Below are 25819 nucleotides of genomic sequence, written 5' to 3'. Positions count from 1 at the left end.
GTAGGAACTGTGGAGGCACGAGGTGTGCCCGGAACCAGTCTTTTCGCCAGTACTCTGATCCAACCTGAATTGGCTGACGTCGTCGTGGTCTATCTCAATGAGGGATAAGGACCGAGCGGGGCACCACCAGCATTGCGGTTCGGATGCTGGTTTATGCGCCTTTGCAGGTATTGCAGTGAACATGCGTGCGTCGGGGACAGCTTCCACGCAACTTCGTCAGTCATCGACTGGGTTGACGGCCGTTGCTGAAGCACCGGCGCTTGGTCTCGTTCACGATCCCCGACGGTCGACACTGGCAACCGGTTAAGCTTGCAGATAACCATAGGATATCCGAAGCTCTTTGACAGCGTGCGGGACCCGTCCACTAGCAACCTTCGTGTGATACAGGCCGCGATCGTTTCGCTCCGTTGCTGAGGAGATCCATGCCGGTGACGCGGCGCAACCGCAGAAATTCCGACGACCGCGGCAAAGCGGTCAATGGACGGGTTTGCCCGTCCTGCGCAACCGCTACCATGCCGGAGGCCGGGTTCTGTTATGCCTGCGGCGCAGCGTTAGACGGCCGATTGCGCGGCGGCAAATGGTCAACCGGTCGGTGGGCCGCATGGGGTACGTTCGCCGGTCTGATTGCCGTCGCTGTATTGGTTGGAGTGATGTACTCGAAGCGCGACGCCGCCCCACCGCTGCTCTCGGTGCTACCCGCGCCCGTGTTCGACGCTCCGGCCAGCGCATCGCCGAACGGACCGCTCGACCTTTCGCGGATGACGCAGCGACAGGCCGCAGATCGTCTGTTCAACCGCATCATGACGGCCAGCGAACAGGGCAACCTCGCCGAGGCGCTTCGCTTCGTCCCGATGGCGGTTCAAGCCTATGGGGGTCTCCCGGCATTGGATCGCGACGCGCGCTACCATCTTGGCCTGATCCACCGGGTGGCCGGCGACCGTGCCAACGTCGATCGGCAGATCGCCGCCATGAGGTTGGGCGCGCCAAACCATCTGTTGGCGCTGGCGCTGGAATACGATGCCGCCAATCAATCCGGAGATCGCGCCGCCGTTTCGCGCATTCTCGCGGCATTCGCCGCGGCCTATGACACCGAGATCGTAACGGCAAATCCCGAATACGAAGGCCACCGAAATTCGATCGAGAGGGTTCGCGCCGAAGCCAAAACGTTCGTCACGCCATTGCCAGCCCCTGACTAAAAAGGCACCAGTCGGCGCCGGGGCAAAATATGCACCAAGTAATGTGACGTTTAACACGATGCTGCGGGTTGTCCCGGTATTTCATAGGAGAGACCCGAGCTGTTTAGAGCACCGCGTTGCGTTACCCGAAGCAGTACGGGAGGCAGTGTCAACATTGGGGCCCTCCAAAATAGTCTAGGAAATTGGAAGCCCTGGCCCGATCAGTCGCCCTAAACGGAATTTCCGAGCTTTGGGTGCGCGGCCGCAATAGGTCGCTCTTCACGCCTTTTGTGGTTGAGCAAAACCGGGCCGGAATTCGTCGAAAGTCGTCGCCCACCGCTCAGAAGAAGCGAGGTACATCCGCCCTATAAGTACGATATTCGTCGCCATATCGTTGCTCCAACCATGGCTCTTCTAGGAGCGGTGCCAAGGCGTAAAGGGACGCCCATGTCGCGAGAAGTACCGCGACCATCCACGAGTTCGCGACCAGCGCCCAGCCAATTAGTCCCAGCCAGGTCGCCACGTAGACAGGATTGCGACAACGAGAGAACCAGCCGGTTGTCTTTAAGCCTTGCCTTTCGCCGAAAGCGTTGCGCCATCCCATCTGGAGAGTGATCAAAAAGGCCACCCCGAAGCCAACAATAAACGCCAAAGCCCCGACGCTGTACCGAACCAACGCCCGCACCCCGACCACGGCTTCGAACTCAATAAATGTCAAAACAACGAGTGGATACACGAACAGCCGAAACAGCCATCTGAAGCTTATGTGTTGCCAACTCCCTACGCGCGGAGGCGGCCAGAATTGAAACTTACGTTTTTGCGCGCTCGTCGCGCAGAGCACGGCGACGATAGAGGCGGCCAGGAGAGAAACGCCAAAGAGGAGATCAGATAACATTGCGCGGAGACGACCTCCTGGGAATGGTCGATGACCCAAATGGGATCAAAAGGGAAATCACCCCGAAGAATATGGCTATATCTGCGAAGTTGAAGGCTGGCCAATGGTACTGGCCAACATAGAAATCCAGGAAGTCGGTCACCCCGCCGTCGCGGAATCGGTCCACAACGTTGCTAAGAGCGCCGCCGATGATCGCGGCGAACCCCGCTGCACGTATGAAATTGTCTGATCGCCAGAGTGCGATCGAGAGGGCGACGATGATCAGGAGTGCGAAGACGATCAACGCGTAAGTGGTAGACGGATTATCTGAATTGAGCAGGCCAAAACTTACGCCCCGGTTATGACCGATCACGAGATTGAAAAAAGGCAGTACCGGGATCACGCGCGGCGGGTTCATGACGACCGATTCGATGAGCCATTTCGAAGTCAGATCAATGACTAGAGTCGAAAATATGATTCCGAATGAAATTACAAACCGCATGGCAGTTCACCCTCTCAGCATTTGCAGAGCGCTGCCGATCACGCGGAATTTCTGCGATCTGATTCAATGCTCATGGTTGCGTGATGCCCCTGTCAGCGAGGTGGAGGCAAGAGGTGCGCGCAATCGAGGGTAGAATCGCGTGGCCACCCTTGGGTCGGCCGCCGGCTGCACGCCTGTTGCGCCCCGCAGCAGCCTCAGTCCGTTCATCACGACAAGAAGAGATGCTACGACGTCGGCAGCGATCGCCCCCCAGAGACTGGACATACCGACAAAGGTAAGGACGAAGAACACGGTCTTCACGCCGAGTGCAAAGGCGATATTTTGGCGTATCACCGCGAGTGTGTGTTTGGAGTGGCGCACCAACCACGGAAGCTTCGAGATATCGTCGGTCATTAGGGCTATGTCGGCGGTCTCAATCGCGGCATCAGAGCCGATCGCACCCATCGCGATACCGAGACTGGCGCGCGCGAGAGCGGGCGCATCGTTGACCCCATCGCCGACCATGGCCACGGTGCGATAGCGTGCGACGAGTTCCTCGACCTTGATCAACTTGTCCTCAGGGAGGAGCTCCGCATGGACTTCGTCGATGCCAATTTCTCTGGCAATCGCTTCCGCGGTAACGCGGTTATCGCCAGTCAACATGACGACGTGTCCGACACCGGCGGCGTGCAACTGTCTCACAACCTCGCGCGCCTCGGGTCGAATGGTATCGGCGACGGCGATCAGGCCGCAGACGTGGCGGGAATTGCCGATGACGATAACGGTCTTGCCGTCGGCCTCGAGAGCCTCCGTCTCGCGCGTAATTTCCGGAGTCTCTTGGCCGCGTTCCAGGACATAGCGATGCGAACCAAGCCAGTAGGGTTCGCCTTCGAACATGCCCGTCAGGCCCTTGCCCCGCAAGACCTGCACGTTCGTAGCTGGCTCTGGTTCAATCCCTTTGCTCTCCAAACAATGAAGGACAGCACGCGCGAGTGGGTGCGTTGAGTGCGCCTCGAGCGCCGCGGCGCGAAGAAGGAGCTCAGTTTCGGTGTGATTCCCGAACGCTATCAGGCGCACCACTTCGGGCTTGCCTTGGGTGATGGTTCCTGTCTTGTCCATGGCGATCGCTTGGAGATGAGCAGGCAGTTCGACGAAGGCGCCACCCTTGACCAATACGCCGGCACGGGCTGAGGCAGCCAATGACGCGACGATCGAGATTGGCGTCGAGATCACCAACGCACAGGGACAGGCGATGACCAAAAGAACGAGGGCCCTGTAGAGCCATTCGTGCCAAACCCCATCGAACAGCACCGGGGGCACGACGAAAACAAGCAACGCCAGGACCATGACTACCGGCGTGTAGATGCGGGCAAACCGCTCGACCCATTGTTCGGTAGGTGCGCGCCGGGAATGCGCCTCTTCGACCATCCGGATGATGCGCGCGAGAGCGGTGTCTTCCGCGGCCTTCGTCGCTTCGACTGTAAGCGTGCCATCGCCGTTGATAGTGCCGGCGTAGACCTCGCTGCCGGCTTCTTTCTCCACTGGGATGCTTTCGCCCGTGATCGGCGCCTGGTTGACGGCGCTGGTTCCGGACACAATGCGGCCGTCCAACGCGATGCGCGCGCCCCCGGGGACGATAAACCGGTCACCGGGCTTTACCGCCGCCACCGAAACCTCGGTTTCCGATCCGTCCGAACGCACGAGGCGCACCGTCCGCGGTGCGAGGTCAAGGAGCGCCGCGATTGCCTGACGGGCGCGACCGACGCTCCACCCCTCTAACGCAAGCGATAACGCGAATAGAAAGGAGACGGTCGCGGCCTCGAACCACTCACCGATCGCCATGGCGCCGAGTACGGCCACCGTCATTAGCAGGTTCATGTCCGGGCGCAGGTTGCGCGCCGCGTACCAAGCCTTGATGACGACGAAGCGGCCGCCAAGCACGGCCGCCGCGAGATACGCCGCAATCTCTGGCCAGGGCATCGGCTGGCCCGCATGACTCCCAAGAAGCCGCCAGGCTTCCGCGAATCCTCCGGCGAGGATCACGTGAACGACAAGGCCGATGAGGATGCAGGTGCCGCTGGCCGCCGCGAATAGAACCTGATGGCGGCGATGGTGATCGGTCTTGCCCCGGTCGGCATGTGCCTCCCAACGGACCGCGCTCATGCCGGTCGCCCCGACGGCCTTGACGATCGCGTCATCGTCAACGTCTTCGGCAGCATGGGCCACGGTCATGCGGCCATTCAACACGTCAAAGGCTAGTCGCTCCGTTCCGCCGACGATGGGTCCAACTGCCCCTTTCAGTACCGATATCTCTTCCGCACAATCCATGCCCCGTACCTTGAAGGCGCGAGCGTCGCGGAACGAAATCTCCGGAGGATCAATTTCGCTCGGCCCGCAAGACGCCGCTTCGCCATGGGCGTGCTCGGAAGAGACTTCGTGGGTATGCGAATGCGCCATGGAATGCTCCGACCGTGGACTCCGTAATCTGTTGATGACAGGATAAGACCTACAGTCACTGTAGGTTCAAGGGGTACATTGTGGCGCAACGTGAATTCACCATCGGCCAGCTGGCGGGACGGACGAGCTGCAAAGTGCAGACAATTCGCTACTACGAGCAGGTCGGCCTAATGCCAGAACCGATGCGCACCGAAGGCAATCAGCGCCGTTACGGCACGCCGCATTTAGATCGGTTGTCTTTCATCCGCCATAGCCGTGAACTTGGCTTCTCGTTGGAGGTGATCCGCGAGCTTCTCAATTTGGCCGACGACCCTGACCGATCCTGCGAGGCGGCTGACGGCATTGCCCGACGCCAACTTCACCAGGTAGAAAGCCGCATAAAGCGCTTACAGGCGCTCAAGCGTGAACTTAAGCGCATGATTGTTCAGTGCCATGGCGGCAAGATCGCTGAATGCCGTGTCATCGAGGTGCTGGCCGATCACGGTCTGTGTGCTTCCGACCACAGGGACTTGTCGGCCGAAAAGGCAACCGCGAGCCTGTAGCCGCCCATTTTCGACTTGCGTGGCGATATTCTTTCGTCGGGGCAAGCTCGATTCGGTTCATTTATTCTTCTTTCCGCATGAGCATCAGCACGCCGACGAGCGTGACATCGGAGAATCTCGCGCCGGCCAAGAAGGCTCGATGAGTAATCCTCAGGCCGACATCGACAACTCAGATGCCGGCGGTGTTCACCAATCTCGTCGCCGTTCCTCATGAAGCAGCAACTTCTCACGCGGGCAGACCGCTGTCAGGCAGTGACGAGGAACTGCCCCATCATACCCGCGTCCTCATGTTCGAGAATATGGCAATGGTACATGTAGGGCCTTTCTAGATCGGTATAGTCGGAAAACCTGAGAAGGAGGCGGACGCGCTCGTTCGGAGCCACGACGACGGTGTCCTTCAGCCCCATCTCGCCGGGCGCCGGCGGCACCCCATTGCGGTCGATTATCCTGAACTGCACATCGTGAATGTGGAAGGGGTGGGCCATCATCGAGGCATTCTCGATTTGCCATATCTCTGTAGTGCCGGAACGCACCGTCTCGTCGATACGGTTCAAATCCATCGCCCGGCCATTGATCGTATGCGGGCTGCCACCCATCATCATCCCGCCCATACCCATTCGCATAACGAACCGGCGCGTGCGCACCACGCCGGACAGATCGAGGCGCTCCAGGCTAATGAGACGGTCGGGCAATGACGCCGATTTGCCGCCCGCAGCGTTCGGTCTGACGTCGAGAACGTCGAAGGTCAAGTCGTCGCCCATCATCCGTTCCATCATACCGCCCATCATACCACCGCCCCTGGTGCCAACATCCGCCGTTTTAAAAGTGCGCAGCAGCGCAGGCCGGCCATCGGACACATCGACAATGATTTGCGCTCGTTCGCCGGGGGCAAGCGTCAACCGAAACGTTTGATGGGGATGCTCCAGCAGACCGCCGTCCGAACCAATTTGGTGGAATGTTCGCCCATCGGCGAAACCGATCGTGTAGAACCGGGCGTTAGAACCGTTGAGTACCCGGAGCCGCAGCCTGTTTGTACGGGCTTCGAAATAGGGGCGTATTGTGCCGTTAACCAGCAGAACGTCGCCGCGCATGCCCATCATCACGGTGGACATGGAGGCGCCGTACAGCAGCGCACCGTCGGCGTCAAAAGCGCGATCTTGCAAGACCAAGGGGACATCGTCGACGCCATAGTCGTCGGGCAAATCGAGGGTCGCGGTTTCATCGTCGTCCACAAAAATGAGCCCGGCCAAACCGTGATAGACCTGAGGACCGGTGCGTGGGACCATGTGAGAGTGATACCAGAACATGGCGGCGCGCTGCTTCACGGTAAACTGTGGCGACCATGTCTGTCCGTCCCGGATGATTTGGTGGGGTCCGCCATCGGCGCGAGCAGGAAGATGAAACCCATGCCAATGAATCGTGCTGGGTTCGCCGATACGATTCGTTACGTTTAATCGTACGTCTTCGCCCGCCTTCATTCTAAGTGTCGGCCCCAGATATGCGCCGTTGATGCCGAGCGTCCGGGTCTCAGCCCCGTCGAAGAAACGCGAAATGCCTTTCTGCAGGCCGAGATCGTAGGTGCGTACGCCGTGGCGCATCACGCCAGCCATGGTCTCCGGGATTGCGAGCGGCCGGGGCTCTGCGGCAAAAGCTGCCCGCGCGAAGAGCCAACGGCGCATATTCTGGCTCGACAGCGCACCAGCAGTTGCTAGGCCCGCACCACCCAACAAAAATCTTTCAAGAGCGGTTCTGCGCGAAATCATTTGCTTGCCTCCATGTACCACGGTGACCGCTGCCTGAACTCCGCCGCCCCGAAAGCGAAGCATGTCTCACCGCCATCGGCGCTCTGTTTGACGATGTTGCCGTCGATCAATGTTTCAGTTTGTCGCGCATAACCGTGTCCAGTCACCGCCGGTGGGGCCGTAAACAAAGTGGTGGGCCAGACCCCGAGCGGTCCCAAGGGCGCCATAACACATGTGATCCCTTTTCATTGCGTTCGTAGCTCACATCCTACCGCTGCGGCGTTGGCAAACACGCCGACCTACTCTTGTCGACTCTCTATTTGCCGTTGGCGGAGACGGATCCGCTCGCTCCACTTGCTTTTGATAAACGCGATGGCCGCCCAGATTTCATCGTCGGTCAGAATTTCCTTGAACACCGGCATATCCGTCTTGTAGTCCGGCCCAACGATGTCCTGCACCCCGTTCTTTGTAATGCGGAAGAGGTCGACATCAAGGTGATGCCAAGTGTGCCCAGTGTCATCATGGGGCGGCGCGGGCAGGCGGCCGTCAGGTTGCCTCCTGCGCCAGTCGGGCTGCCCCTCGAGGTTTTCACCGTGACAACTTGCGCAGTTGTTCGCGTAGACCTCCTGCCCGAGCGCCACCACTGCTGGGTCGCGCAAATTCGCCCCGCTGTGGACGCTCCCAACCTGCTCGGACCGGAAAACAAAAAAGATCAGAGCCGCCGCGAGCGCGATGGCGCCGATTGAAATCGCCAGAATCAAGTTTCGTCGCATTTACATCAATCTCCTTAGGCGAGCTTCAAGCCGTACCGATTCGCGATCCACGGCATATATGGTGCAACCACGGGTGCACCTTTAGTCCGGGCCGGTTGGTGCGAATCCACAGTCGACCTACTTCAATCCCAAGGTCTCCCAGGACGCGCCGCCATCGTCCGACCGAACGATCGATGGGCGTTTGGACGTCGGATCGAAAGCGACCGCGAAGAGTTTTTCGGGGTTGGTCGGATGTTCTGCAAGGTGAAGCAGATAGCGCGCATCCAGTCCTGCGTTCAGGACTGTCCAGCTGTTCTCACTCTCGGTCGATCGGACGAAACCCTGGCCGATCACGTAGGCATAGACGGTGCCGGTGGCCGTGATATGGATGAGCGTGGCGGGTGCCCCGTTGGCATAGCTCGGCCGCCAGTTTCGTCCACCATCGCCGCTACGTAAGACGCCAGTCTCCGTGGCGGCATAGAGCCAACTCGGACGCAACGACGACGCGGCGAGGTCAATCAAACCCTCGGGCGCATTGCCAACCCGGCGCCAGGTTTTGCCTGCGTCCAAGGAGGTCTGGATGCCACCAAATACGCCATACATCACGTTGGGATCGGCGGGACTGACCGCGAGTTGGTGAAAATCAACCGGACCGCCGGCCCCATCTGCCAGTTTCTCCCATTTTCGACCGCCGTCACGCGACACGATAACTCCTAGGTTCCCGCCACCGGCCGGATGCCCGCTCGCTATGAGAAGCGAACGGTCATTCGGGTGTGACGCGAAGCCCATGAAGTCGTCGCGATTGCGTGACACGCGTTCCGCGCTGCCATCGTCGAGGAGGAGGTAGATCCCGTGGTGGGTCGCAAGTAAGAGGCGATTGGGATTCTCAGGGTCGACGGCCAAGCCGTGAAAGTGAGTGGTCGTGGCAAGCTCTGACACCGTCGTTCGCGCAGACTGCGCCTGTAACTGGTGTAGGCCGGCGCCAAACACGAAAACGATAGCTACGGCGATTAGGAAAAACTGTTGCCATCGGCCCAATGCACTGCCCCTTCGGAAATCGCACGACCTTCGTATCGCGCTATGAAAGCGATTCATCGCGAGTCCTCCCGCGGGCCAATGCTCGTTGAAGAGATGTATTTGGCGAGAACGGCGATCCCCAACACGAGAAGGACGATCAGCAAAAGACCAATAGAGGCTACGATCCACATCATGCCGCCGCCTCCCATCATCTGATTCATCATGGCCGAACTCTCGATCGTGAAAAGCCGTTGCCGCCAAAGCGATGACGCGACGGTGTGTTAATGAAATGCATGCTGGTGCCCCCAAAGGTCGGATTGTTTTGAAGAGTAAAGACGAGGATCCCGAGGCCGAATCGGCCCACGCAAACCCCAGCCAGCGATCCGAAGCGCTAGTCGTTAGGCGCGGGCGGCGTCGACCGGAACGATCTGATGGGGTTTCGGCGGGTCAGGCTCGAGCGTACCCCGCCAATCAAATGCACGAGACTGGCTTGCTTCGTACAACAGCGACGCGCCCACAACCAATTCGTCGTTGGTCGTTGGTAAAGCGCAGCTCGCGGTAGAGCAGGAGGCACTGCAGACGGCGCCCTCGACACAACCGCTATCGATCTGCGTGGAGTCACATGAATCGCAGAGGCTCGCTTCCGGGGATAACGCGTGCGCGCAACTCACGATCTCGGCGTTTCTGGCCAGCCCCGTGGAGACGTTTACCCCGAAGGCAAACCAGGCTCCGAGAAGAACTACCAACAGACGAGTTGCCAACGAACGTCCCATGGCCAAAACGATATCAGGTGCCTGCGGGATCGCAAGGCGGTTGTTGCCAAAGAAGTCCACCCTGCGCCAGATTGCCGCATGGTCGGGTCGTGCGGTTGGGATCAGGATCGCTGGCGATCACCAGTACCACGGGACCCTCGCTATGCGATTCATCACGTGCGCCATTGCCGCCTTGATCTATGTTGCGGCGTCCGGGCTCTCGGCTGGCGCGCACTCCCTGGAGGAGGTCGAGCAGCAGCAGCTAGCCCGTGAACCTTACGTTGAGATCGACAATCGCCCCGCGCCAGCCTTCGTGCTTGAGGATTCGACCGGCCGCGCGGTTTCTCTGGCTGATTCCCGGGGCAAAGTCGTGGTCCTCTATTTTATCTATGCGACCTGCCCGGATATCTGTCCGCTCCACACCCAAAAAATTGTCGAGATACAGGAGCGTGTTAACTTGACTCCCATGCTGGATCAAGTTCAGTTCGTGGCGATCACGACGGATCCTGCGCAGGACACGCCCGATGTGCTGGAACAGTACATGGCGGACCAAGCCGTGGATCGTCGCAACTATGTCTTTCTCACGAGTGGCGCCGACCGGCCCGATCTGACCCGCGAGCTCGCGGCACAGTACCGCCTCGCTTTCACACCGACGGACGACGGAAATCAGGTGCACGGGGCGGTCACAAACGTGATCGACCGCGAGGGCAATTTGAGAGCGCGGTATCACGGACTCAATTTCAACCCTACGAACGTGGCCCTGTTCGTGAATGCTCTGACCAACGATGTCGATGTGCACCCGGCGTCCGCGGGTGCTCGGGATACTCAGCTCGTGGCTCCGAATCGCGCCTGGTCGGCGCGCCAACTAACCCAAGGCACCATTGGTCTCGCTGGACTCTTCGGTGCGGCGGCGTTGGTGGGTTTCGTGTTTTGGCGTCGGCGTGGACACAGAAACGTGCGCAATTAGCCTGCTTCACTCACTGAGGTTTGATGCCGCGGTCATTACGGCGTTTCCACATCGCGCGTAGCCTGCATTTCGTTCATTCGCGAAGAAGGACCGTGCCATGACAAGACCAAGTCGCGCATTCGCCACAATTCTCACGGTGTTCATGTTGACCGGCACTGGCGGCTAAGCCCAGGCCAATCCCGACGTTTGGCGGTCCGAATGGCCACAAACCAACTTCGACAAGGCCTCCGTACCCTTTGATGAAATCCTGTCGGGTGGCCCTCCAAAAGATGGGATACCGGCGATCGACGACCCGGCGTTTGTTTCGGTTGCCGACGCAACGGCGCTCGCCGATACGGAACCCGTCATTAGCTTCAATATCGAAGGCGAGTGGCGGGCCTACCCTCTACAGGTCCTGATGTGGCACGAGATTGTCAATGACACGGTTGGCGGAATTCCGGTGGCGATCACATTCTGTCCATTGTGCAACAGTTCGATCGTGTTTGATCGCCGGGTTGAAGGACAAGTCCTTGATTTCGGTACGACCGGAAAACTCCGGTTTTCCGATCTGGTTATGTATGACCGTCAAACTGAGAGCTGGTGGCAGCAGTTCCTTGGCGAGGCCGTCGTTGGCGACATGACCGGCAAGCGCCTCAAAATCATTCCCAACCGGATCGAGTCGATCGCAAGATTCCGTGAACGGGCGCCGCCAGACGCTAAAGTTTTGGTGCCGAATAACCCGCGGTCGCGTGCCTATGGCCGCAACCCCTACGCGGGATACGATTCGCGTGACCGACCCTATCCGTTCTTTGAAGGGGAACTGCCGACCGAGGTTGCCCCGCTTGCACGAGTGATCACAATCGACCGAAGCGGCAACGGCACGAAGGAAGCGTGGGCCCTTGACCTCCTGCGAGAAAACCGTCGGATCGAGACGGAGGACGGTTTTGTGATCAGCTGGGAGCCCGGCCAGAACTCCGCCATGGATGCAGGCGTGATCTCGCAAGGCGTCGATATCGGTAACGTGGTGGTGCAGCGTCGTGAAACGGATGGGACGTTGGTCGACTGGCCGTACGGCGTCGATTTCGCGTTCGCGTTCAAAGCTTTCTTTCCGGATCAGCAGATCAACCGGTGAAGGGGCCCTCCTATGCTGAAGCTCGCTTTAGGAGGCACGGCTGTGACAGGGCTGGGATGTTTAGGGTTGCCGTTCCTCAGCGCGATTGGCCTCTCGGTAGCGGAGCCATTCACTGATTCGTTGGCCTACCTGGTCGCCGCTTTCTTCGTGTCGCTCCTGGTCAGCATTGTCTGCTTGGTGCGTCGGTGGTCAAGGAGTTAGCAATGAAACGGCATCGTCGTGGGATCGTCTTGGTTGTCACGCTGGCGGTCGTGGCGACGGCTGCAGTCCTTTTCTTGCGGCCGCTCAACGACGCGCCACTTGGCGGGCCGCCGATCGAGGGTCAGGTCCAGAACTTCGCCCTCGCCGAGGGACGAGGCGCGGGGCCCGTGACTCCTTGGCGCGATTCCCAGGGTGGCCTGGTGAGGCTTGCAGACTTTCAAGGCAAGGTCGTGATGGTCAATTTCTGGGCGACGTGGTGCGCACCTTGTATTCGTGAGCTGCCGTCCATTGATCGTCTTCAGGCCGAACTGTCCGGCGGCGACTTTACCGTTGTGGCGGTCAATATCGACAAAGGCGGCAAATCCATTGCGGGCCCATTTGCGGAAAGGTTGGGCCTTAGAAATCTAGACTTATACCTCGATGCCCAAAGCGCTCTCGCTCGCGCCGTTCGGGTCACGGTTATGCCGACGACGATTATTTACGATCGCCAAGGACAAGAGCGCGGAAGGCTCGAGGGTGGTGCCGAATGGGATACACCGGAAGCCTTGGCGCTGCTGCGCTGGTTCATCCAGGATCAAAGTTGACAGGAGTCGCGCCATGAGTGTTTCCTTTCCTGCAGGCCTGAATGAATAAGCCGACGCAACGATCCAGTGGCCGCTGCCTGGCCGTTTCAAAATCTTCGGGATCGATACCTTTGGATACAAGGACGAGGTCGTCCTGCCGATTCCGGCGCGGGTCACCAAACCCGGCGGCGCCACCGACATTCGCGCCGCTGTAAACTTTCAGACCTGCAAAGAGCAATGTGTCTTGCACGATGTCGTCCTGAACCTCGGGCTTCCGCAGGGCGGCGAACCGTCGAACCTCAGTTCTTTGATCGGTCGCGCCATGGCCAAGGTTCCAACACGAGGGACCGGTTTCGGCCTTGCTGTCGAAAGAGCCGAAATAGTCGAGGTCGGTGGCGCTCAGCGGCTTCAGGTCGCGGCGACCTCTGCATTTCCTTTCACCGAACCCGACGTTCTTGTGGAAGGACCGAAGGACTATCGGTTTCTTCCACCCAAGGTGCGTATCACTGGAGATGGAACCCGCGCGGTAATGCAGGTGCCGGTGGAATTGTCGCTGCTTGGCAATGAAGAGACGAAGCCGCCATTGGTAGGAAACGAACTTACCATGACTGTCGTTGATGGCGGTCGGGCGGTCGAGCAAGTGCTCGTTGTCAACGTGGGTCAGCCTGAGGACGTTTCTTTTCTTCCGCTCCCCGTAGTTCTCGCCCTTGCCCTGCTCGGTGGTTTGATTCTCAATATCATGCCATGTGTGCTGCCGGTGCTCTCCGTCAAGCTGCTCGGCGTCGTCAAACATGGTGGTGGTGAGCGCGGCCCTGTTCGCAGAAGTTTCCTGGCTTCAGCCGCTGGGATCTTGTTTGCGTTCGTGGTCCTTGCGACGTTTCTCGTCGGCCTTCAAGCGGTGGGTGTGGCTGTTGGTTGGGGCATTCAATTCCAGCAGCCGTTGTTCATCGTCGCCATGACGCTGCTGATCACGCTGTTCGCAGCGAACATGTGGGGCTTGTTCGACGTTGTTTTGCCATCGCGTTTGGCTGCGCTCGCCACCAAGCTCCCGGGCGGACGGTCGACTGACGGTGAGGGGCTCGCGGGGTCCTTCGGTACGGGCATCTTTGCGACCATTTTGGCGACGCCCTGCTCGGCGCCTTTCCTAGGTACCGCCGTTGGTTTCGCGTTGACCCGCGGGACGTTCGAAACCTACCTCATCTTCTCAGCGCTCGGCGCCGGCATGGCTATACCCTATTTACTGGTCGCGTCGGTTCCCGCTCTCGCAACCAAGCTACCGAGACCAGGCGCCTGGATGGTGACCGTGAAACGGATTCTCGGACTCGCGCTGATCACGGCGCCGAGTTGGCCAGCGAGGATCGACAGCAGCCACGCGGCCGTCCCAGCATTGCACTTATCGTCGGCGGCCTGATGCTTGCGGCGGTGGCGGTCTTGTGGGCAAGGAACCGCTATCCGGCACAGTCGATCCGACGTGTCGCTCCGGCGGCCGTGCTTGCGCTTGGCATTGCCGCCATGTTGACCCCGCAGTGGGTGGATGCACGGACCGAAGCCGCGGACAAAGTAGATGGCGCAATTTGGCAGGCATTCAGGCCGGAAGCCATTCCGGGGCTCGTCGCTGACGGCAAAGTTGTCTTCGTCGATGTCACGGCGGATTGGTGCGTGACCTGTCTTGTCAATAAGAAACTTGTGCTTGATCGTGGCCGTGCTGCCCTGATTCTGCGCCACCCAGATGTAGTAGCCATGCAAGGCGACTGGACAAATCCTAACGAGCGCATCGCCAGCTACCTCACGTCCTTCAACCGGTTCGGCATTCCCTTCAACGCCATCTACGGACCAGACGCCCCGAACGGTTTGCTGCTGCCCGAATTGCTCAACGAAGCGCGGGTGCTCGAAACCATTCGAAAGGCGGCTGGGCGCGACTTACTAGCCGACGATGTCGCCACGCGGTGAGGCGCAGTCGAGAGGCGGGCTATTCCTCGCCGGCGCCCGCCATTGCCGCCGCTTCCCGTTGCAGTCGGCGGACCATCGGAAGAATGGTTTTCTCCACATCCTTGGCCGTCATCTGTCCAATATGCTTGTGTGCGATAATGCCTTTTGCGTCGATGACGAAGGTTTCGGGTACGCCGTAGACGCCCCATTCGATCGATGCACGGCCATCGAGGTCGGCGCCGGTTCGTGTGTAGGGGTCGCCAAATGTGGCTAGCCAGCGCTCTGCATCCTCTGGGTTGTCCCTTTGATTGAGGCCGAAAATGGGAACGACGTTGCGGCGGGCGATTTCCATGAGAAGCGGATGCTCTGCGCGGCACGGGACGCACCACGAAGCAAATACGTTCACGAGGGACACCTGCCCCCTTAGATCCACCGTCGATAGCCCAAGGTTTCGCCCTTGCACGGGAGGGAGCACGAACTCGGGAACCGGCTTGCCGATCAAGGCCGAAGGAATCTCTCGTGGTCGCAGAGTCAGCCCGATTCCTAGCGCAACAGCGATGACGAAAAACGCGGCTACGGGCACTAGGTAGCGCGCGCGTCCCAAAGCCAACGCCGGTTTTTCGAGGGCTGTACCTCGATTCGCTTTCGTCTCCTCTTTCATTTCTTACCCCGCCAAAATCCCTCCACCAGGCGATCTAACGCGTTGTCTATCGGGACAACGCGGAGGACAACTTGTGGACCCGCTAGGTGGTACTCCTTACTCAACCGTCCATCCCCCCCCTTCGCAGATTCGACCGCCTCATTCCTTGTAGCGTCTGCGTCAGCCCGATCGTTGGCAGGAGCCCTCGCGGATTTCAACGACGCTCGAAGGTCGGTTATGGCCTGTAAAAACCGTCCCTTCTCTTCGCCATCCAAGATGCGACGTGTTGGCAAGCCTAATGACATCGGGTTGACAGGGATGCCATCGGCTAGCACTGCGTAATGCAGGTTTGGACCGGTCGCCAGCCCGGTCGTTCCAACATACCCAATGACATCGCCTTGTCGTACGAGGGCGCCGCGCGCGAGCCCGTCTGCGTAACGATCCAAGTGTGCGTAAGCTGTCGCGTATTTTGAGTCGTGTCGGATTCGTACGTATTTCCCAAAACTTCCGTTCCGACTGCGCCGCTCAATAATACCGTCGCCGGCGGCAAGGATTGCTGCGCCACGGGGGGCCGCGAAATCCAGGCCCTTGTGCTTACGCGTGTAGCCGAGGACGGGATGGTCACGCTGTCCGAACAGGGAGGAAAGCCGCCCGCCTTCGACCGGTGTTTTCATCAAACTGGCCTCAATGCTACGGCCCTCGGGGTCGAACAAACCGGTGTAGCCGTCGCTGGTCGTGTATCGAAAACCGCTGATCGTTCGGTCTCCCAATGTGAGTAAGGCATAGACGAGATTGCCCGGATGGCTGCCGCCATCCTTGCCGTCGTCGAGTATCTCGTAGCCTAGTACGAACATATCGCCCGCGCGGATGTCGCGCTGAAAATCGACGATGTGGCCAAGGCTACCGTATGCTTGTCGCAGGATAGACGTTGGTACGCCCCGAGCACGTGCGGCGTCGTAGAGGCTCGTTGCAATATAGCCCACCACCGAGATGAGCCGCGGCGCATGCTCGACGGCCCGTGGGCTGGCGCGAAACCGTCCCTTCTCTTGATGTTCGACCAAGACCATGCGGTCGGTTTCGGGGACCAGGGCGAGGCTCTCGAGATGCACCTCCCGCGCCTCTTTGCCGCCGATTCTTAAGGTCAAGGTGACGACCTGGCCTGCTTTCAGCTTTCTCAGATCGAGAATGGGCGCGAGGGCTTTACTCGCGCCGTAGGCCTCTTGGTAGGGAGTTCCTGCTTCCCTCAGCTTGGCGATGAGAGTGTCGCCGACGTCCAGCACAAGGCGCACGGTCCGAAGATTCGAATCCTCCTTAATCGGTAACGGGCCCGACAATCCTTGGTCCGACCTTGGCCGTTCTCCTTGTATTCCTAGGTCAGAGCTCCCTACCGTCGGATGTTTAACGATCGGCTCGCGGCGCTCTGCATCCAGGAAAGCTAGTCCCGGGACCGTTGCCACGGCGAACGCAAGACTCAGTCCTACTAGCGGAAGCGCGGTCCAGGAAGTGCCGCATCGGTTGGCCCACGACAGATGGTGTTGCGTCCGGTGCGGTATTTTATCATTCACCCTGCAGAGCGACCTTCACAGCATCCAAAAGCGGACCTTCAAGGTCGCCATGAACGTGAAGTTGCCGACCGTTGACGAAGAACGTTGGTGTGCCCGAAAGGCCGAGTGCAACTGCTTCGGCGAAGGAGTTGGCAACCCTGGATTCGGTTTGAGGTGCGTCTAAGCATTGCTTGAACGCTTGTGTATCGAGCGATAGGTCACGGGCAAACGCTGCGGGGGAGTCGGTCGCGAGAACATCTTGATACTCGAACGCGAGATCATGATATTCCCAAAAGCGACCCTGCTGATCCGCGCAGGAGGCGCCTTTCGCGATCTCCCGAGAGATTCCGGAACGGTTGACCGGGAAGTCTCTGTACACGATGCGGATGCTGTCGCCAAATTCTTTTGCGAGCCGTGAAAGGACCGCTATCGCTGCCTTGCAGTGGGGACACTGATAATCTGCGAACTCAACGATCGTTACCTTGGCCTCCGGATTGCCTCTATAGGGAAACCCTTCTGTAGCAATCTCGAACTGTGGCTGCTTCGGTGTCGGCAGGATGACCTCATACTGTTTTTCGGCCTTGATTCGACCCAACAGGATTTGGGTTTTCGCCAGCTCTCTTTGTCCCTTAATGTAGTCGGCAATGTCGTTCTTGCTTTGATCGAATGGCCGACCAATTCGTTGTTTGTTGTTTTCGTAGAACGCTCGGACCTCTGCATCGCTGGGCACTGGGACCGAAAGCAATTGTTGACGAACTTGACTAGCGGACAGTCCTTGCAACGCTGCGCGTTCCGCCAAAAACTTTTCGACGATAAACTGGTCGATCGCTTGTTTGCGCTGCTCGTTCGTCTCGAGATCGATCTCGAAAAGTTTCTGCCTTAATAGAGGTGGTAGTTCTTCGCCAAGAAACGCTTGGCCCCCGTATTGGTAACCTGCGTCGCGGTCTGCAGCGCGGGCTCCAAATGGCGCCGGCGCGATTAGTACAATCGCTATGAAGATTCCTACAGTTCTCATCTTCTATATCTCCACGTTTAGACGTGCTGCCTGGGGGTCACGTTCCTGTAGTTGGTCTATGAGCGGCACCTCCAGTAACCCGGACGCGATCGCTGCTGGACGTAGGCAAGACGCTGAGTCTTGAAGAAAAGAGGTGGCGCGGTTGTGCACGAGACCTCGAAGATTTGCGACGAGCCGATCTAGTCGGGGGAGTAGACGCCAGGGGCAAGTTGGCGGCTCTGGTGCGTGCGATCTTGATCCACGGAAGTTCACGATCTCCCTCCCTTTGCCGAGTGAAGGAGTGCTTTGACCGAGCCCTCGAATCGACAATTTCATTCGGACTTATAGGACCTACAGTTACTATAGGTTTAAGCGGTATTTGGTTGATCGGGGTCGCAGTTGGCTGGGCGGGATCCTCTCGAAACCCTCCAGGACGATCAGATGGTCATTTCGAATTTAGACCGCGACGGTTTGGTGGCTGCCCGTCGGCGCAGCAACCGCCCCGCACATCTGATGATCCCGCTCCACCCCTGCCGGAGGTTATCCGGAGCGGTCATTGCGAGAGGCCTAGGGCCCACGGCCGAAATCGGTGCGCGGCTGAGCTACAGGGACCAGCTTATCTCCCCATATTTAGGCGTGCACTACGAGCGCGCTTTCGGCGAGACATCGACATTACGAAAAGCTGAAGGCGAAGATGACGACGCATTCTTTGTCCTGATCGGCACTCGGATATTGTTCTGATATCCGTGGCAGGGTGTTTGGTCGATCGAGAGGGCTGGAGCGGCGTTGGATGTAGAAGTTCCCATGAGCCGGCTGGTTGCGGCCGGCTCCGGCACTTGATAGCTGCGTTGTTATGGCTGCCAGGTTTTGGCCATAGTCCGGATCTCAGTCGCTTCGTCCAGGATGTCTATGGGGCGAACATGGCGATAAGTTTCAGAGGGGCCTCGCCCACGTTTCGCTGCGAAATACACGTTCCACAAATCAAGCCTAATCGCTGTCTCGTGAGCCAGTCCTCTCTAGAACGTCGCGGGCGCACAAGCCGTCACGACTCGTGTCGCGTGGTACCCCAAATGGTACCCCGACGCGTGGTGCGGCTAAAAAAGTGGCGCGCCCGGCAGGATTCGAACCTGCGACCCCAGGATTAGGAATCCTGTGAGTTATTAGGGGTACTTTAAGGGTGACTTCGACAGCTCCAGGGGCCGGGCCGGGCAGCTGATTCCGAGTAAACAAGGTCATTAGCAGACCTCATTCGCCTGAGATGTGCTTACCCAGTGCTTACCGCGAGGAAATTGGAATTTTCTGAATTGAGCTAAGTAGCTGAAAAGATTGGCGCACCCGACACGATTCGAACGTGTGACCTCTGCCTTCGGAGGGCAGCGCTCTATCCAGCTGAGCTACGGGTGCGTGGGGCGACCTTACTTGATTCCCCCGGCGCACGCCAAGCCCGCCCGGCCCTGCGCCGGATGCCAAACGACCCAGGGCCGAAAAAAATAGCCGCCGACCATGTCACATCGTCCCGGTCTGCCTCGTAGAGAGGGAAACAGGAGGAAGAACATGCGCATCTTGCTCGCCCTACTGGCCGTCTATTGGGGTTTCAACGGGGTATTCATGCTGATGGCGCCCGCCGAATGGTACGCGGCGACGCCGGGAGCCGACGAGACCGGCGCCCTCAATCCACACTTCGTCCAGGATACCGGTATAGGTTTTTTAGCGGCGGCCGCAGCGCTGGCCCTCGCTGTGGTGCCACGCCGTGTCTCCCTGAGCTTGGTCGTGGTCGCCGCTGTCTTTCTTGGCGGCCATGCTTTCCTTCATCTGTGGGACCTGCTGGCCCACCATGCCAGCCTGTCGCTCACGCTGGTCATCGTCGCGACGGTCGTCCTCCCGGCGGCGCTCGGTATGTGGCCCCTGTTCCGCGCCCGTACCGTTGAGAGGAGTACATGATGCTGCGATACATGATTCGGCTGGCGCTTGCAGCGTTCGAGCGGCGCTATGCCTACAACGTCGACCATCTCCGTGCGATCGCCGATGTCGACGCGCCGGGAGCCATACGGATCCAGATCGCGCAGGCGCTCGCCGCCCACCGCTTCGGCCTGCCGGTCGAGGTTTACTTCGCCGGCCTGCTCGTCGCAGTGCGCCAAGCCGACTGCGGAACGTGCCTCGACCTGGTGATGAAGATGGCGCGCCGCGCTGGCGTACGCCGCGAGACCGTCCGCGCGGTGTTGCTCGAGAGCGTCCCTGAGGACGAGCCGACCGGCGTCGGCCTCGCCGCTGCGTTTGCTTCTGCCGTCGTCACCTGGGATCATCGCCTCAATGAATTGGGCGAGGCGGTACAGCGCCGTTGGGGCGTGCGTGGTCGGGCGGGGCTGGCGGCGGCGATTGCCGGGGCCGGGTTCTATCCCTCGCTCAAGCGCGGCCTCGGCGTGGCGCAGGCCTGTGCGCCGGTGAGCGAGCATGTGCGTCGCTTCGATGCCGTCGCCGCGGACCGTCCCTGAAATGGCGTTGCCGGACGATCCGCATCTCGCCGCTTTCCTTGCCGTGCGGCCGCGGCTACTGCGCCTCGCCTATCGTTTCCTCGGGTCTACCGCCGAGGCGGAGGACATCGCGCAGGAAGCGTGGGTGCGCTTCTCCGCCATGACGCTCAAGGGCGAGGCGGCGCGCCCCCTCGCGCGCATCGTCACCAACCTCGCGCTGGACCGCCTCAAGTCTGCCCAGAAACGGCGCGAGACCTATGTCGGTGCGTGGCTGCCCGAGCCGATTGCCGGCGCCGCAATGCCAGACGAATACGGGCTTGATCTGTCTTTCGCGATCATGCGCGCGCTCGAGCGCCTGTCGCCGGCCGAACGCGCAGCGCTGTTCCTGCACGACCTGTTCGACTTCACTTTCGACGAGATCGCCGATACCTTGCAGCGAACGCCCGACGCTTGTCGCCAGTTGGCGGCGCGGGCGCGCAAAGCGCTTCAAACCGACAAGCCGCGCTACGCTCCTTCGGTGGCGCAGATCGAAACGTTCCGTGCCGCGTTCGATTCGATCCGCGCCACCGGCGACGTCACCCCCATCGTCGATGCGTTGGCGGCGGATGTGGTGCTGATCTCGGACGGCGGCGGCAAGGTACCCGCGGTGCGCGATCCGCTGGTCGGCCGCGACCGGGTGGCCGACGTGCTGGGCGGTATCCTGCGCAAGTTGTACGTGCCCGACAAGCTGCGCGCCACCGTCGCTGAGATCAACGGTGCGCCGGGGCTTCTGGTCTTCGTCGGCGACCGCCTCGAACAGACCGTCTCGTTCGACCTCGACGCAACTGGACGCGTTGCGGGAATCTATATCGTCCGCAACCCCGACAAACTCGCGCGCTTCGCGGCCGCGCAGGCGCAGATGCGCACTATCCAGCTGAACTAGGGGTGTGTTAAGCGACCTTTCTTGATCCGGGGCGGTCGCGCCAAGAGCGCGCGACACAATAAGCGCCAAGAGCGCGCCGCCCAGTAAGTGCGAGGGGCGCGGTGCCGTCCGCGCCCGGAATGGTCCCAACCGCCCCCACCCCCCGTTGCACCTATCGCCGCAACCTGCGAGAAGCGAGCCCGTCTCCCCTGCGGTCTGCCATCCCCGGCGGCCCGCTCCTCGACTCTGGCCCCCCATGCACGCAATCCTCACCGTCGTCTTTCCCGTCTTCGCCATCATCGCCGTGGGCTACCTCGCGGGCCGGCGCGGTTTGCTCGGCGCGGCCAGCAGCGAGGCGCTCAACCGCTTCGTCTATTGGGTCGCGCTGCCGGCGTTTCTGTTCCGGGCGATGGCTACGGTCGATCTTGCGGCGGTGTTGAACTGGCCATTCATCGCGGGTTTCCTGGGCGGGGTGCTGATCATTTGGCTGGCGGCAATCGTTTTCGCGCGCGTCGCGTTCGGCGCCACATTGCCCGAGGCCGCGTTGCATGGGATGAACGGCGTCTACGGGAACTCGGGCTACATGGGTATTCCGCTCGCGCTGGCGGCGTTCGGCCCGGCGGCGGCGCTGCCCGCGGTTGTCGTCGTCGTCATCAACTCCGCGGTCATGGTGGCGATCGCGGTGGTGCTGATCGAATGGGGCCGTAGCGGCACCAACGGGCCGGCGGGCGTCGCGCGCCATCTGGCCCGGACGCTGGCGCGCAATCCGTTGCTGGTGGCGCCGCTCGCCGGCCTCGCCCTTGCGCTCACCGGCTGGGGCCTGCCGGTGCCGATCGAGCGGTTCACTAGTCTTCTCGGTGCGGCGGCGGGCCCGTGTGCGCTGTTCTCGATCGGTCTGTTCATGGTCGGCAAGCAGTTGTCCCAGGGCAAGGCCGAAGTCGGCGCCATGACTGTGACCAAGCTCGCGGTTCACCCGTTGCTCACCGCGCTCATGGTCTTCGTCGTTTTTCCCACCGAACCCCTATGGGCGACGGTGGCAGTGATGATGGCGGCGTTGCCGACCGGTACAGGCGGGTTCGTGCTGGCCCAGACCTACGGCATCTACGTGTTGCGCACGTCGTCGGTCACGTTGGTTTCGACGGTGCTGTCGGTGGCGACGATCTCGCTTTTCTTCGTGCTGTTTCCGCCGGGCTTCTAGCGCGGTTCACCGGCGGCGGGCGTCGGCTTCGCGCAGATCGCTGCGCCAAATAAACAAGATCAACACCTGCACCGCGGCGGCGCCAAAGGTGTGCCACAGCCAGTGCGTGCCCATCGGCAGCACTGCCACGAACATCCGCCCGTCGACCGAGCGGAACGCCACGGCGACCGTGAACAGCGCCAGCGCGGCCACCACCAAACGCCATTCGGCGCCGCCGGTCTGCCACAAATAGCGCAGCACCGGCAGCAGGATCGATATCGCCAGCACCGGATAGCCCGCGATGGGCCGCGCCGAGTCCGGCATGTCGAGGATGCTCATCGCCGTCATCACTGCGGCGAATGGCCCGAACACCAACAGCGGCACCCACCCCCAGCGCACGCCTTGGCGACGCCAGAAAAGGATCGCCACCGCCATCACCAGCAGCGCAATCGGTACGAAGTCCATGAACAGCCAGACGTTGGCCGACCGCGTGGCGTGATAGATCGTACCGCCGACCCAGCCCACCACCAGCACGGGCAAGCTGTAGGCGATGAAGCGGTGCTGCCGGACCTCGCCGCGCACGCGCACAAACCAAAACACGATGATCGCCAGGAACAACAGGTTAGAGGCGGTATTCCACGGCTCGACCGGAAAGCGGCCCATCATGGTTTCGAGGTAAATCGGGCCTTGGTCGCGGGGCATCACGGGGCGGGGTGTCCTTTACGTCGCGGGCCTGGCACCAACTAAGGATGGCGCCGCGCCGCGTCAAGCGTTGGCGCGATCACGGGGCGGCGAGATCAAACCGGGTCGCCGCGCAGTTGCGCCTTGACCGCGGCATAGCCCGGCGCCTGCGCCAGCTCCGCGGCCAACGCTAGAGCGTGATCCAGAATTTCGCCCGCCGGCACCAACGCGTCGAGGATGCCGCAATCGGCGGCGCGGTGCGGATCGATCGGTGCGCCGTCCAGCACCAGCCGGCGCTTGGTTGTGACGTCGAGTTCGGCATCGACGATTGCCCAGGCCGCGTCCGGGTAAGCCACCCCCACCCGAATCTCCGGCAGACCGAGGCGGTAGTCGCCCGGCACCGCGAGGCGCCGGTCGCAGGTCAGGGCCAGCACCAACCCACCGCCGATGGCATGGCCCGGCAGGGCCGCGACGGTCGGCACCGGCAGGCGGTGCAGGGTGCGAAAGGCGGTGCCCGCGGCGGCGCTGAGTTGCGCCCGCTGGGCCGCGTCGTAGGCCGGCACTTCCTTCAGGTCGGCCCCGGCCGAAAACGTGCCGTTGGCCCCGGTGACGATCACCCCGCGCGGCGGCGGGTCGGCCGCCAAAGACCGCGCCGCCTCGGCCAGCGCTTGCAACAGGGCAAGGTTCATGGCGTTCACCGGCGCGCGGTCCAGGGTAAGAACCGCGGCGCCCGCGGTGCGTTCCAAACGAATCGGGGTCATCCAATCTCCTTCGGTTTCGGAGGCTACCCTACGCGAGCGCGTCCGAACTGTTCAACGACCGCGCGCCGCCCCCAAAAGACCCGTCGGGCCTCCGCTTTTGTGGCGATTCGGTTGCGCGCAAAGCGCAATCGCCTATCATTCGGGCGGGCGGCCACCGCGCCGTCCCGATCCGCGTACCAAGAGGGCCCCGCAGCGATGTCGACGATCAACAGCGACGCACCGGAAACGGTCTACGTCGATACCGAAACCGTGCGCTGCGACGGCGGCGACCTGGGCCACCCGCTGGTTTACCTCAACCTCGGCAAGGACGGCTGGATCGACTGCCCCTATTGCGACAAACGCTTCATCAAGGGCAAGCCCCCCGCCGACGCCTAGGCGGCTCACTCTCTAGTCCTTCCCGCACGCCCAAAGAAACCAGAAGGAAAAAGAGCTCATCCTCAGGAGCGCCCCGTGAGGGGCGCGTCTCGAAGGACGCTCTGGCCCCCGCATAACCCACCGTTATGCAATGCTATCTCTACGTCCTGCGGTGCCATGACGGACGCTACTATGTCGGCAGTGCGCGCCACGATCTCGACCGCCGCTTGGCCCAGCACCACGCCGACGAAAGCACCTACACCGCCGCGCGCCGCCCACTCGAACTGATCTATGTCGAGGAGTTCGAAGACCCCCGCGATCTGATCTTCATGGAGCGCCGCCTCAAGGGGTGGAGCCGGGCCAAGAAAGAAGCCTACATGGCGGGCAACGCCGCCGCCCTACGCACTCTCGCGCGGCGTCAAACGTCCTTCGAGACGCCCCGCCCTTCCGGGCGGGACTCCTCAGGATGAGCAGGTCGGTGCCCGCTGAGGGCGCGACAACGCAACCCACCGGTCGAGAACGCTGCAAGAACAACCATGAGCTCATCCTGAGGAGCGCCCCTCAAGGGCGCGTCTCGGAGGACGGAACAAAGCCAACTGCCGCTGTTTGCCTAGGGTTTCATCGGGCCTCCCCAGTGTGTGCGTCCTTCGGGACGCATCGCTGGCGCGATGCTCCTCAGGATGAGCAGATTGGTGGCTGGTGGGGGCGCGCCTCGCCGATGGAGGGCACCGCGTGTCCCGGCGCGTCATGAGGTGATGACCGCGAACGAGCCGTCGGGTTCGACGATGGCAAGGTCGATGCCGGTGTGTTCGCGCAGGGCTTGCAGGTAGCCGCACATCACCCCTTCGCGTTCGGACTCTTCGTGCCGGTCGAGGTTGGCACCGATTTCGTACATCAGGTCCTGGCTTTCCTGTTCCAGCGACTCTTCGTGGGACAGATCGCTCGGGGCGTCGCCGACGCGCAGCGCTTGCAGGGCGGCGAGCGTCTCCAGGGTGCGCTTGGCCATGCGCTGGAGGTGCGCCTCGTGGCGGTTGATCCGGGCCAGCGCCGACTCCATTGCGCCGGCGCCGTGCGCCCGGCCCCACAGGTCGGGCAAGTCGACCGCGATCTCGGCACCCGAATCGTCGTCAGGCACAAAGTCCTGTTCGTGCGCGGCATAGACCGCGTGTTCCGCCCCGGGCACCCGCGCCAGGCGCCACATGATCGAGGCAAGCCGCGCGACCAGCGCGTCCTCGGCCGGGCCGCGCGGCAGCAGACGGTCTTGGTAGTCGAGGTGGAGCCGGGAAAACGCATCGCCGTCCTCGCCGCGATCGGGCGCGGTGGCGCCATAAAGCCCGTGGGTGCAGGCATTGCGCCGCACCCGGGATTTGCCCGCGGCGGTGCGCGGCCCGGTGGAAGCTTGCGCGTTGGCGCGGTTGGCAGCGGCCTTGGCGTCGGAGACGATCATGGGACATTCCCTTCGGATTGAAATGGATGGTCCGAGAGAGATGGCGTCTAGGGCGCGCGCGTTCCAATCACAGTCTCTGTCCCCATGATCACGTTTGGCGGTCCCCACATGCGCTGCAAGAGGCGCGCCGCTGGCGCGGCGCAACGGGGGTTGGGCGAAACGCTGCATGTCAACCAACCCGCCGTCGCCAAGATGGAGCGGCGCCAGGACATGTACGTCTCCAACCTGCGCGCCTACATCGAGGCGATGGGCGGATAGTTGGGGATTGTTGCGGATTTTGACGGGG

Annotated in this window: 27 protein-coding genes and 1 tRNA gene; 14 read left to right on the top strand and 14 right to left on the bottom strand. The window is 61.2% G+C overall.

Annotated elements, in window-relative coordinates; all coding sequences use genetic code 11:
* Window positions 1–422: 422 nt before the first annotated feature.
* Window positions 423–1196, top strand: coding sequence for a zinc ribbon domain-containing protein (locus tag RID42_03170; GenBank protein ID MEQ8246658.1), 774 nt, complete (start codon window positions 423–425; stop codon window positions 1194–1196).
* A gap of 319 nt (window positions 1197–1515) precedes the next feature.
* On the opposite strand, the gene RID42_03165 is transcribed toward RID42_03170, so the two are convergent.
* From RID42_03165 to RID42_03155, 3 genes are all read right to left on the bottom strand, one after another.
* The gene (locus RID42_03165; GenBank protein MEQ8246657.1) at window positions 1516–2070 is read right to left on the bottom strand and encodes a phosphatidylethanolamine N-methyltransferase family protein; all 555 of its coding nucleotides are present in this window, start codon (window positions 2068–2070) and stop codon (window positions 1516–1518) included.
* On the bottom strand, window positions 2060–2551 hold the full coding sequence (gene lspA / locus RID42_03160; protein ID MEQ8246656.1) for a signal peptidase II: 492 nt from the start codon (window positions 2549–2551) through the stop codon (window positions 2060–2062). Before lspA ends, RID42_03165 begins: the two co-directional genes overlap by 11 nt.
* 63 nt (window positions 2552–2614) lie before the next feature.
* Window positions 2615–4987: a heavy metal translocating P-type ATPase gene (locus RID42_03155; GenBank protein MEQ8246655.1), complete on the bottom strand. Its 2373-nt coding sequence runs from the start codon at window positions 4985–4987 to the stop codon at window positions 2615–2617.
* An 80-nt stretch (window positions 4988–5067) separates the two neighbouring features.
* On the opposite strand from RID42_03155, the gene RID42_03150 reads away from it, so the two are divergent.
* Complete coding sequence (locus RID42_03150) at window positions 5068–5529, top strand: helix-turn-helix domain-containing protein (protein ID MEQ8246654.1); 462 nt, start codon at window positions 5068–5070, stop codon at window positions 5527–5529.
* Between the two features lie 245 nt (window positions 5530–5774).
* Here RID42_03150 and RID42_03145 read toward each other — a convergent pair whose 3' ends face one another.
* The 3 genes from RID42_03145 to RID42_03135 form a co-directional block, all read right to left on the bottom strand.
* A complete protein-coding gene (locus RID42_03145; GenBank protein ID MEQ8246653.1) occupies window positions 5775–7292 on the bottom strand; it encodes a multicopper oxidase domain-containing protein in 1518 nt (505 codons plus the stop codon).
* Between the two features lie 278 nt (window positions 7293–7570).
* Window positions 7571–8044 carry a cytochrome c gene (locus tag RID42_03140; protein MEQ8246652.1) on the bottom strand — a complete coding sequence of 158 codons (474 nt, stop codon included), beginning with the start codon at window positions 8042–8044 and terminating at the stop codon, window positions 7571–7573.
* Between the two features lie 117 nt (window positions 8045–8161).
* On the bottom strand, window positions 8162–8962 hold the full coding sequence (locus tag RID42_03135; GenBank protein MEQ8246651.1) for an exo-alpha-sialidase: 801 nt from the start codon (window positions 8960–8962) through the stop codon (window positions 8162–8164).
* An 849-nt stretch (window positions 8963–9811) separates the two neighbouring features.
* On the opposite strand from RID42_03135, the gene RID42_03130 reads away from it, so the two are divergent.
* The 3 genes from RID42_03130 to RID42_03120 all read left to right on the top strand — a co-directional run bounded on the left by RID42_03130 (window position 9812) and on the right by RID42_03120 (window position 12655).
* Complete coding sequence (locus tag RID42_03130; GenBank protein ID MEQ8246650.1) at window positions 9812–10759, top strand: SCO family protein; 948 nt, start codon at window positions 9812–9814, stop codon at window positions 10757–10759.
* A gap of 244 nt (window positions 10760–11003) precedes the next feature.
* Window positions 11004–11870 (top strand): DUF3179 domain-containing protein, encoded by an 867-nt coding sequence (locus RID42_03125; protein ID MEQ8246649.1) that lies wholly within the window; start codon window positions 11004–11006, stop codon window positions 11868–11870.
* A 203-nt stretch (window positions 11871–12073) separates the two neighbouring features.
* A complete protein-coding gene (locus tag RID42_03120) occupies window positions 12074–12655 on the top strand; it encodes a TlpA disulfide reductase family protein (protein MEQ8246648.1) in 582 nt (193 codons plus the stop codon).
* Here the strand turns inward: RID42_03120 and RID42_03115 are convergent.
* Window positions 12636–13427, bottom strand: coding sequence for a hypothetical protein (locus RID42_03115; GenBank protein MEQ8246647.1), 792 nt, complete (start codon window positions 13425–13427; stop codon window positions 12636–12638). The genes RID42_03120 and RID42_03115 overlap by 20 nt on opposite strands.
* Here RID42_03115 and RID42_03110 point away from each other — a divergent pair.
* On the top strand, window positions 13374–14045 hold the full coding sequence (locus tag RID42_03110) for a hypothetical protein (GenBank protein ID MEQ8246646.1): 672 nt from the start codon (window positions 13374–13376) through the stop codon (window positions 14043–14045). The two genes, RID42_03115 and RID42_03110, sit on opposite strands and share 54 nt — an antisense overlap.
* Window positions 13979–14584, top strand: a complete 606-nt coding sequence (locus RID42_03105; protein ID MEQ8246645.1) for a thioredoxin family protein — start codon at window positions 13979–13981, stop codon at window positions 14582–14584. Before RID42_03110 ends, RID42_03105 begins: the two co-directional genes overlap by 67 nt.
* Window positions 14585–14603: 19 nt before the next feature.
* Here RID42_03105 and RID42_03100 read toward each other — a convergent pair whose 3' ends face one another.
* From RID42_03100 to RID42_03085, 4 genes are all read right to left on the bottom strand, one after another.
* Window positions 14604–15224: a DsbE family thiol:disulfide interchange protein gene (locus RID42_03100; GenBank protein ID MEQ8246644.1), complete on the bottom strand. Its 621-nt coding sequence runs from the start codon at window positions 15222–15224 to the stop codon at window positions 14604–14606.
* Window positions 15221–16537: a M23 family metallopeptidase gene (locus tag RID42_03095; protein ID MEQ8246643.1), complete on the bottom strand. Its 1317-nt coding sequence runs from the start codon at window positions 16535–16537 to the stop codon at window positions 15221–15223. Before RID42_03095 ends, RID42_03100 begins: the two co-directional genes overlap by 4 nt.
* Before the next feature lie 223 nt (window positions 16538–16760).
* Window positions 16761–17762 carry a thioredoxin domain-containing protein gene (locus RID42_03090; protein MEQ8246642.1) on the bottom strand — a complete coding sequence of 334 codons (1002 nt, stop codon included), beginning with the start codon at window positions 17760–17762 and terminating at the stop codon, window positions 16761–16763.
* 1306 nt (window positions 17763–19068) lie between these two features.
* Window positions 19069–19145: transfer RNA gene (locus RID42_03085), tRNA-Arg, on the bottom strand.
* 150 nt (window positions 19146–19295) lie between these two features.
* On the opposite strand from RID42_03085, the gene RID42_03080 reads away from it, so the two are divergent.
* The 4 genes from RID42_03080 to RID42_03065 all read left to right on the top strand — a co-directional run bounded on the left by RID42_03080 (window position 19296) and on the right by RID42_03065 (window position 22311).
* Window positions 19296–19682 carry a hypothetical protein gene (locus tag RID42_03080; protein MEQ8246641.1) on the top strand — a complete coding sequence of 129 codons (387 nt, stop codon included), beginning with the start codon at window positions 19296–19298 and terminating at the stop codon, window positions 19680–19682.
* Complete coding sequence (locus tag RID42_03075) at window positions 19682–20233, top strand: hypothetical protein (protein ID MEQ8246640.1); 552 nt, start codon at window positions 19682–19684, stop codon at window positions 20231–20233. Before RID42_03080 ends, RID42_03075 begins: the two co-directional genes overlap by 1 nt.
* A 1-nt stretch (window position 20234) precedes the next feature.
* Entirely contained in the window at window positions 20235–21134 is a 900-nt protein-coding gene (sigJ, locus tag RID42_03070; protein MEQ8246639.1) for an RNA polymerase sigma factor SigJ, read from the top strand.
* A gap of 235 nt (window positions 21135–21369) precedes the next feature.
* Window positions 21370–22311 (top strand): AEC family transporter, encoded by a 942-nt coding sequence (locus RID42_03065; GenBank protein MEQ8246638.1) that lies wholly within the window; start codon window positions 21370–21372, stop codon window positions 22309–22311.
* Window positions 22312–22317: 6 nt separating this feature from the next.
* On the opposite strand, the gene RID42_03060 is transcribed toward RID42_03065, so the two are convergent.
* Both RID42_03060 and RID42_03055 read right to left on the bottom strand, forming a co-directional pair.
* Window positions 22318–22995 carry a hypothetical protein gene (locus RID42_03060; protein MEQ8246637.1) on the bottom strand — a complete coding sequence of 226 codons (678 nt, stop codon included), beginning with the start codon at window positions 22993–22995 and terminating at the stop codon, window positions 22318–22320.
* Between the two features lie 92 nt (window positions 22996–23087).
* On the bottom strand, window positions 23088–23732 hold the full coding sequence (locus RID42_03055) for an enoyl-CoA hydratase/isomerase family protein (protein MEQ8246636.1): 645 nt from the start codon (window positions 23730–23732) through the stop codon (window positions 23088–23090).
* 195 nt (window positions 23733–23927) lie between these two features.
* Here RID42_03055 and RID42_03050 point away from each other — a divergent pair, with 195 nt between their 5' ends.
* On the top strand, window positions 23928–24107 hold the full coding sequence (locus RID42_03050; GenBank protein MEQ8246635.1) for a zinc-finger domain-containing protein: 180 nt from the start codon (window positions 23928–23930) through the stop codon (window positions 24105–24107).
* Between the two features lie 125 nt (window positions 24108–24232).
* On the top strand, window positions 24233–24556 hold the full coding sequence (locus RID42_03045; protein ID MEQ8246634.1) for a GIY-YIG nuclease family protein: 324 nt from the start codon (window positions 24233–24235) through the stop codon (window positions 24554–24556).
* 275 nt (window positions 24557–24831) lie between these two features.
* Here the strand turns inward: RID42_03045 and RID42_03040 are convergent, their stop codons facing one another.
* The gene (locus RID42_03040; GenBank protein ID MEQ8246633.1) at window positions 24832–25533 is read right to left on the bottom strand and encodes a hypothetical protein; all 702 of its coding nucleotides are present in this window, start codon (window positions 25531–25533) and stop codon (window positions 24832–24834) included.
* A 108-nt stretch (window positions 25534–25641) separates the two neighbouring features.
* On the opposite strand from RID42_03040, the gene RID42_03035 reads away from it, so the two are divergent.
* Window positions 25642–25791, top strand: a complete 150-nt coding sequence (locus RID42_03035) for a hypothetical protein (protein MEQ8246632.1) — start codon at window positions 25642–25644, stop codon at window positions 25789–25791.
* Window positions 25792–25819: the final 28 nt, after the last annotated feature.

The sequence above is a fragment of the Alphaproteobacteria bacterium genome (assembly GCA_040216735.1).
Lineage (GTDB): Bacteria > Pseudomonadota > Alphaproteobacteria > SHVP01 > SHVP01 > CALJDF01.
Note: the sequence above shows the minus strand (reverse complement) of the source record. Positions and strands in the feature narration are given on the sequence as shown.

Coding starts and splice junctions, on each gene's coding strand:
- RID42_03110 (MEQ8246646.1), top strand. CDS start 13,374: ATGCCATGTGTGCTGCCGGTGCTCTCCGTCAAGCTGCTCGGCGTCGTC.
- RID42_03115 (MEQ8246647.1), bottom strand. CDS start 13,427: ATGTTTGACGACGCCGAGCAGCTTGACGGAGAGCACCGGCAGCACACA.
- RID42_03100 (MEQ8246644.1), bottom strand. CDS start 15,224: ATGAAAGAGGAGACGAAAGCGAATCGAGGTACAGCCCTCGAAAAACCG.
- RID42_03165 (MEQ8246657.1), bottom strand. CDS start 2,070: ATGTTATCTGATCTCCTCTTTGGCGTTTCTCTCCTGGCCGCCTCTATC.
- RID42_03075 (MEQ8246640.1), top strand. CDS start 19,682: ATGCTGCGATACATGATTCGGCTGGCGCTTGCAGCGTTCGAGCGGCGC.
- sigJ (MEQ8246639.1), top strand. CDS start 20,235: ATGGCGTTGCCGGACGATCCGCATCTCGCCGCTTTCCTTGCCGTGCGG.
- RID42_03035 (MEQ8246632.1), top strand. CDS start 25,642: ATGCGCTGCAAGAGGCGCGCCGCTGGCGCGGCGCAACGGGGGTTGGGC.
- RID42_03090 (MEQ8246642.1), bottom strand. CDS start 17,762: ATGAGAACTGTAGGAATCTTCATAGCGATTGTACTAATCGCGCCGGCG.
- RID42_03065 (MEQ8246638.1), top strand. CDS start 21,370: ATGCACGCAATCCTCACCGTCGTCTTTCCCGTCTTCGCCATCATCGCC.
- RID42_03055 (MEQ8246636.1), bottom strand. CDS start 23,732: ATGACCCCGATTCGTTTGGAACGCACCGCGGGCGCCGCGGTTCTTACC.
- RID42_03130 (MEQ8246650.1), top strand. CDS start 9,812: ATGGCCAAAACGATATCAGGTGCCTGCGGGATCGCAAGGCGGTTGTTG.
- RID42_03155 (MEQ8246655.1), bottom strand. CDS start 4,987: ATGGCGCATTCGCATACCCACGAAGTCTCTTCCGAGCACGCCCATGGC.
- RID42_03050 (MEQ8246635.1), top strand. CDS start 23,928: ATGTCGACGATCAACAGCGACGCACCGGAAACGGTCTACGTCGATACC.
- RID42_03170 (MEQ8246658.1), top strand. CDS start 423: ATGCCGGTGACGCGGCGCAACCGCAGAAATTCCGACGACCGCGGCAAA.
- RID42_03080 (MEQ8246641.1), top strand. CDS start 19,296: ATGCGCATCTTGCTCGCCCTACTGGCCGTCTATTGGGGTTTCAACGGG.
- RID42_03120 (MEQ8246648.1), top strand. CDS start 12,074: ATGAAACGGCATCGTCGTGGGATCGTCTTGGTTGTCACGCTGGCGGTC.
- RID42_03040 (MEQ8246633.1), bottom strand. CDS start 25,533: ATGATCGTCTCCGACGCCAAGGCCGCTGCCAACCGCGCCAACGCGCAA.
- RID42_03045 (MEQ8246634.1), top strand. CDS start 24,233: ATGCAATGCTATCTCTACGTCCTGCGGTGCCATGACGGACGCTACTAT.
- RID42_03145 (MEQ8246653.1), bottom strand. CDS start 7,292: ATGATTTCGCGCAGAACCGCTCTTGAAAGATTTTTGTTGGGTGGTGCG.
- RID42_03140 (MEQ8246652.1), bottom strand. CDS start 8,044: ATGCGACGAAACTTGATTCTGGCGATTTCAATCGGCGCCATCGCGCTC.
- lspA (MEQ8246656.1), bottom strand. CDS start 2,551: ATGCGGTTTGTAATTTCATTCGGAATCATATTTTCGACTCTAGTCATT.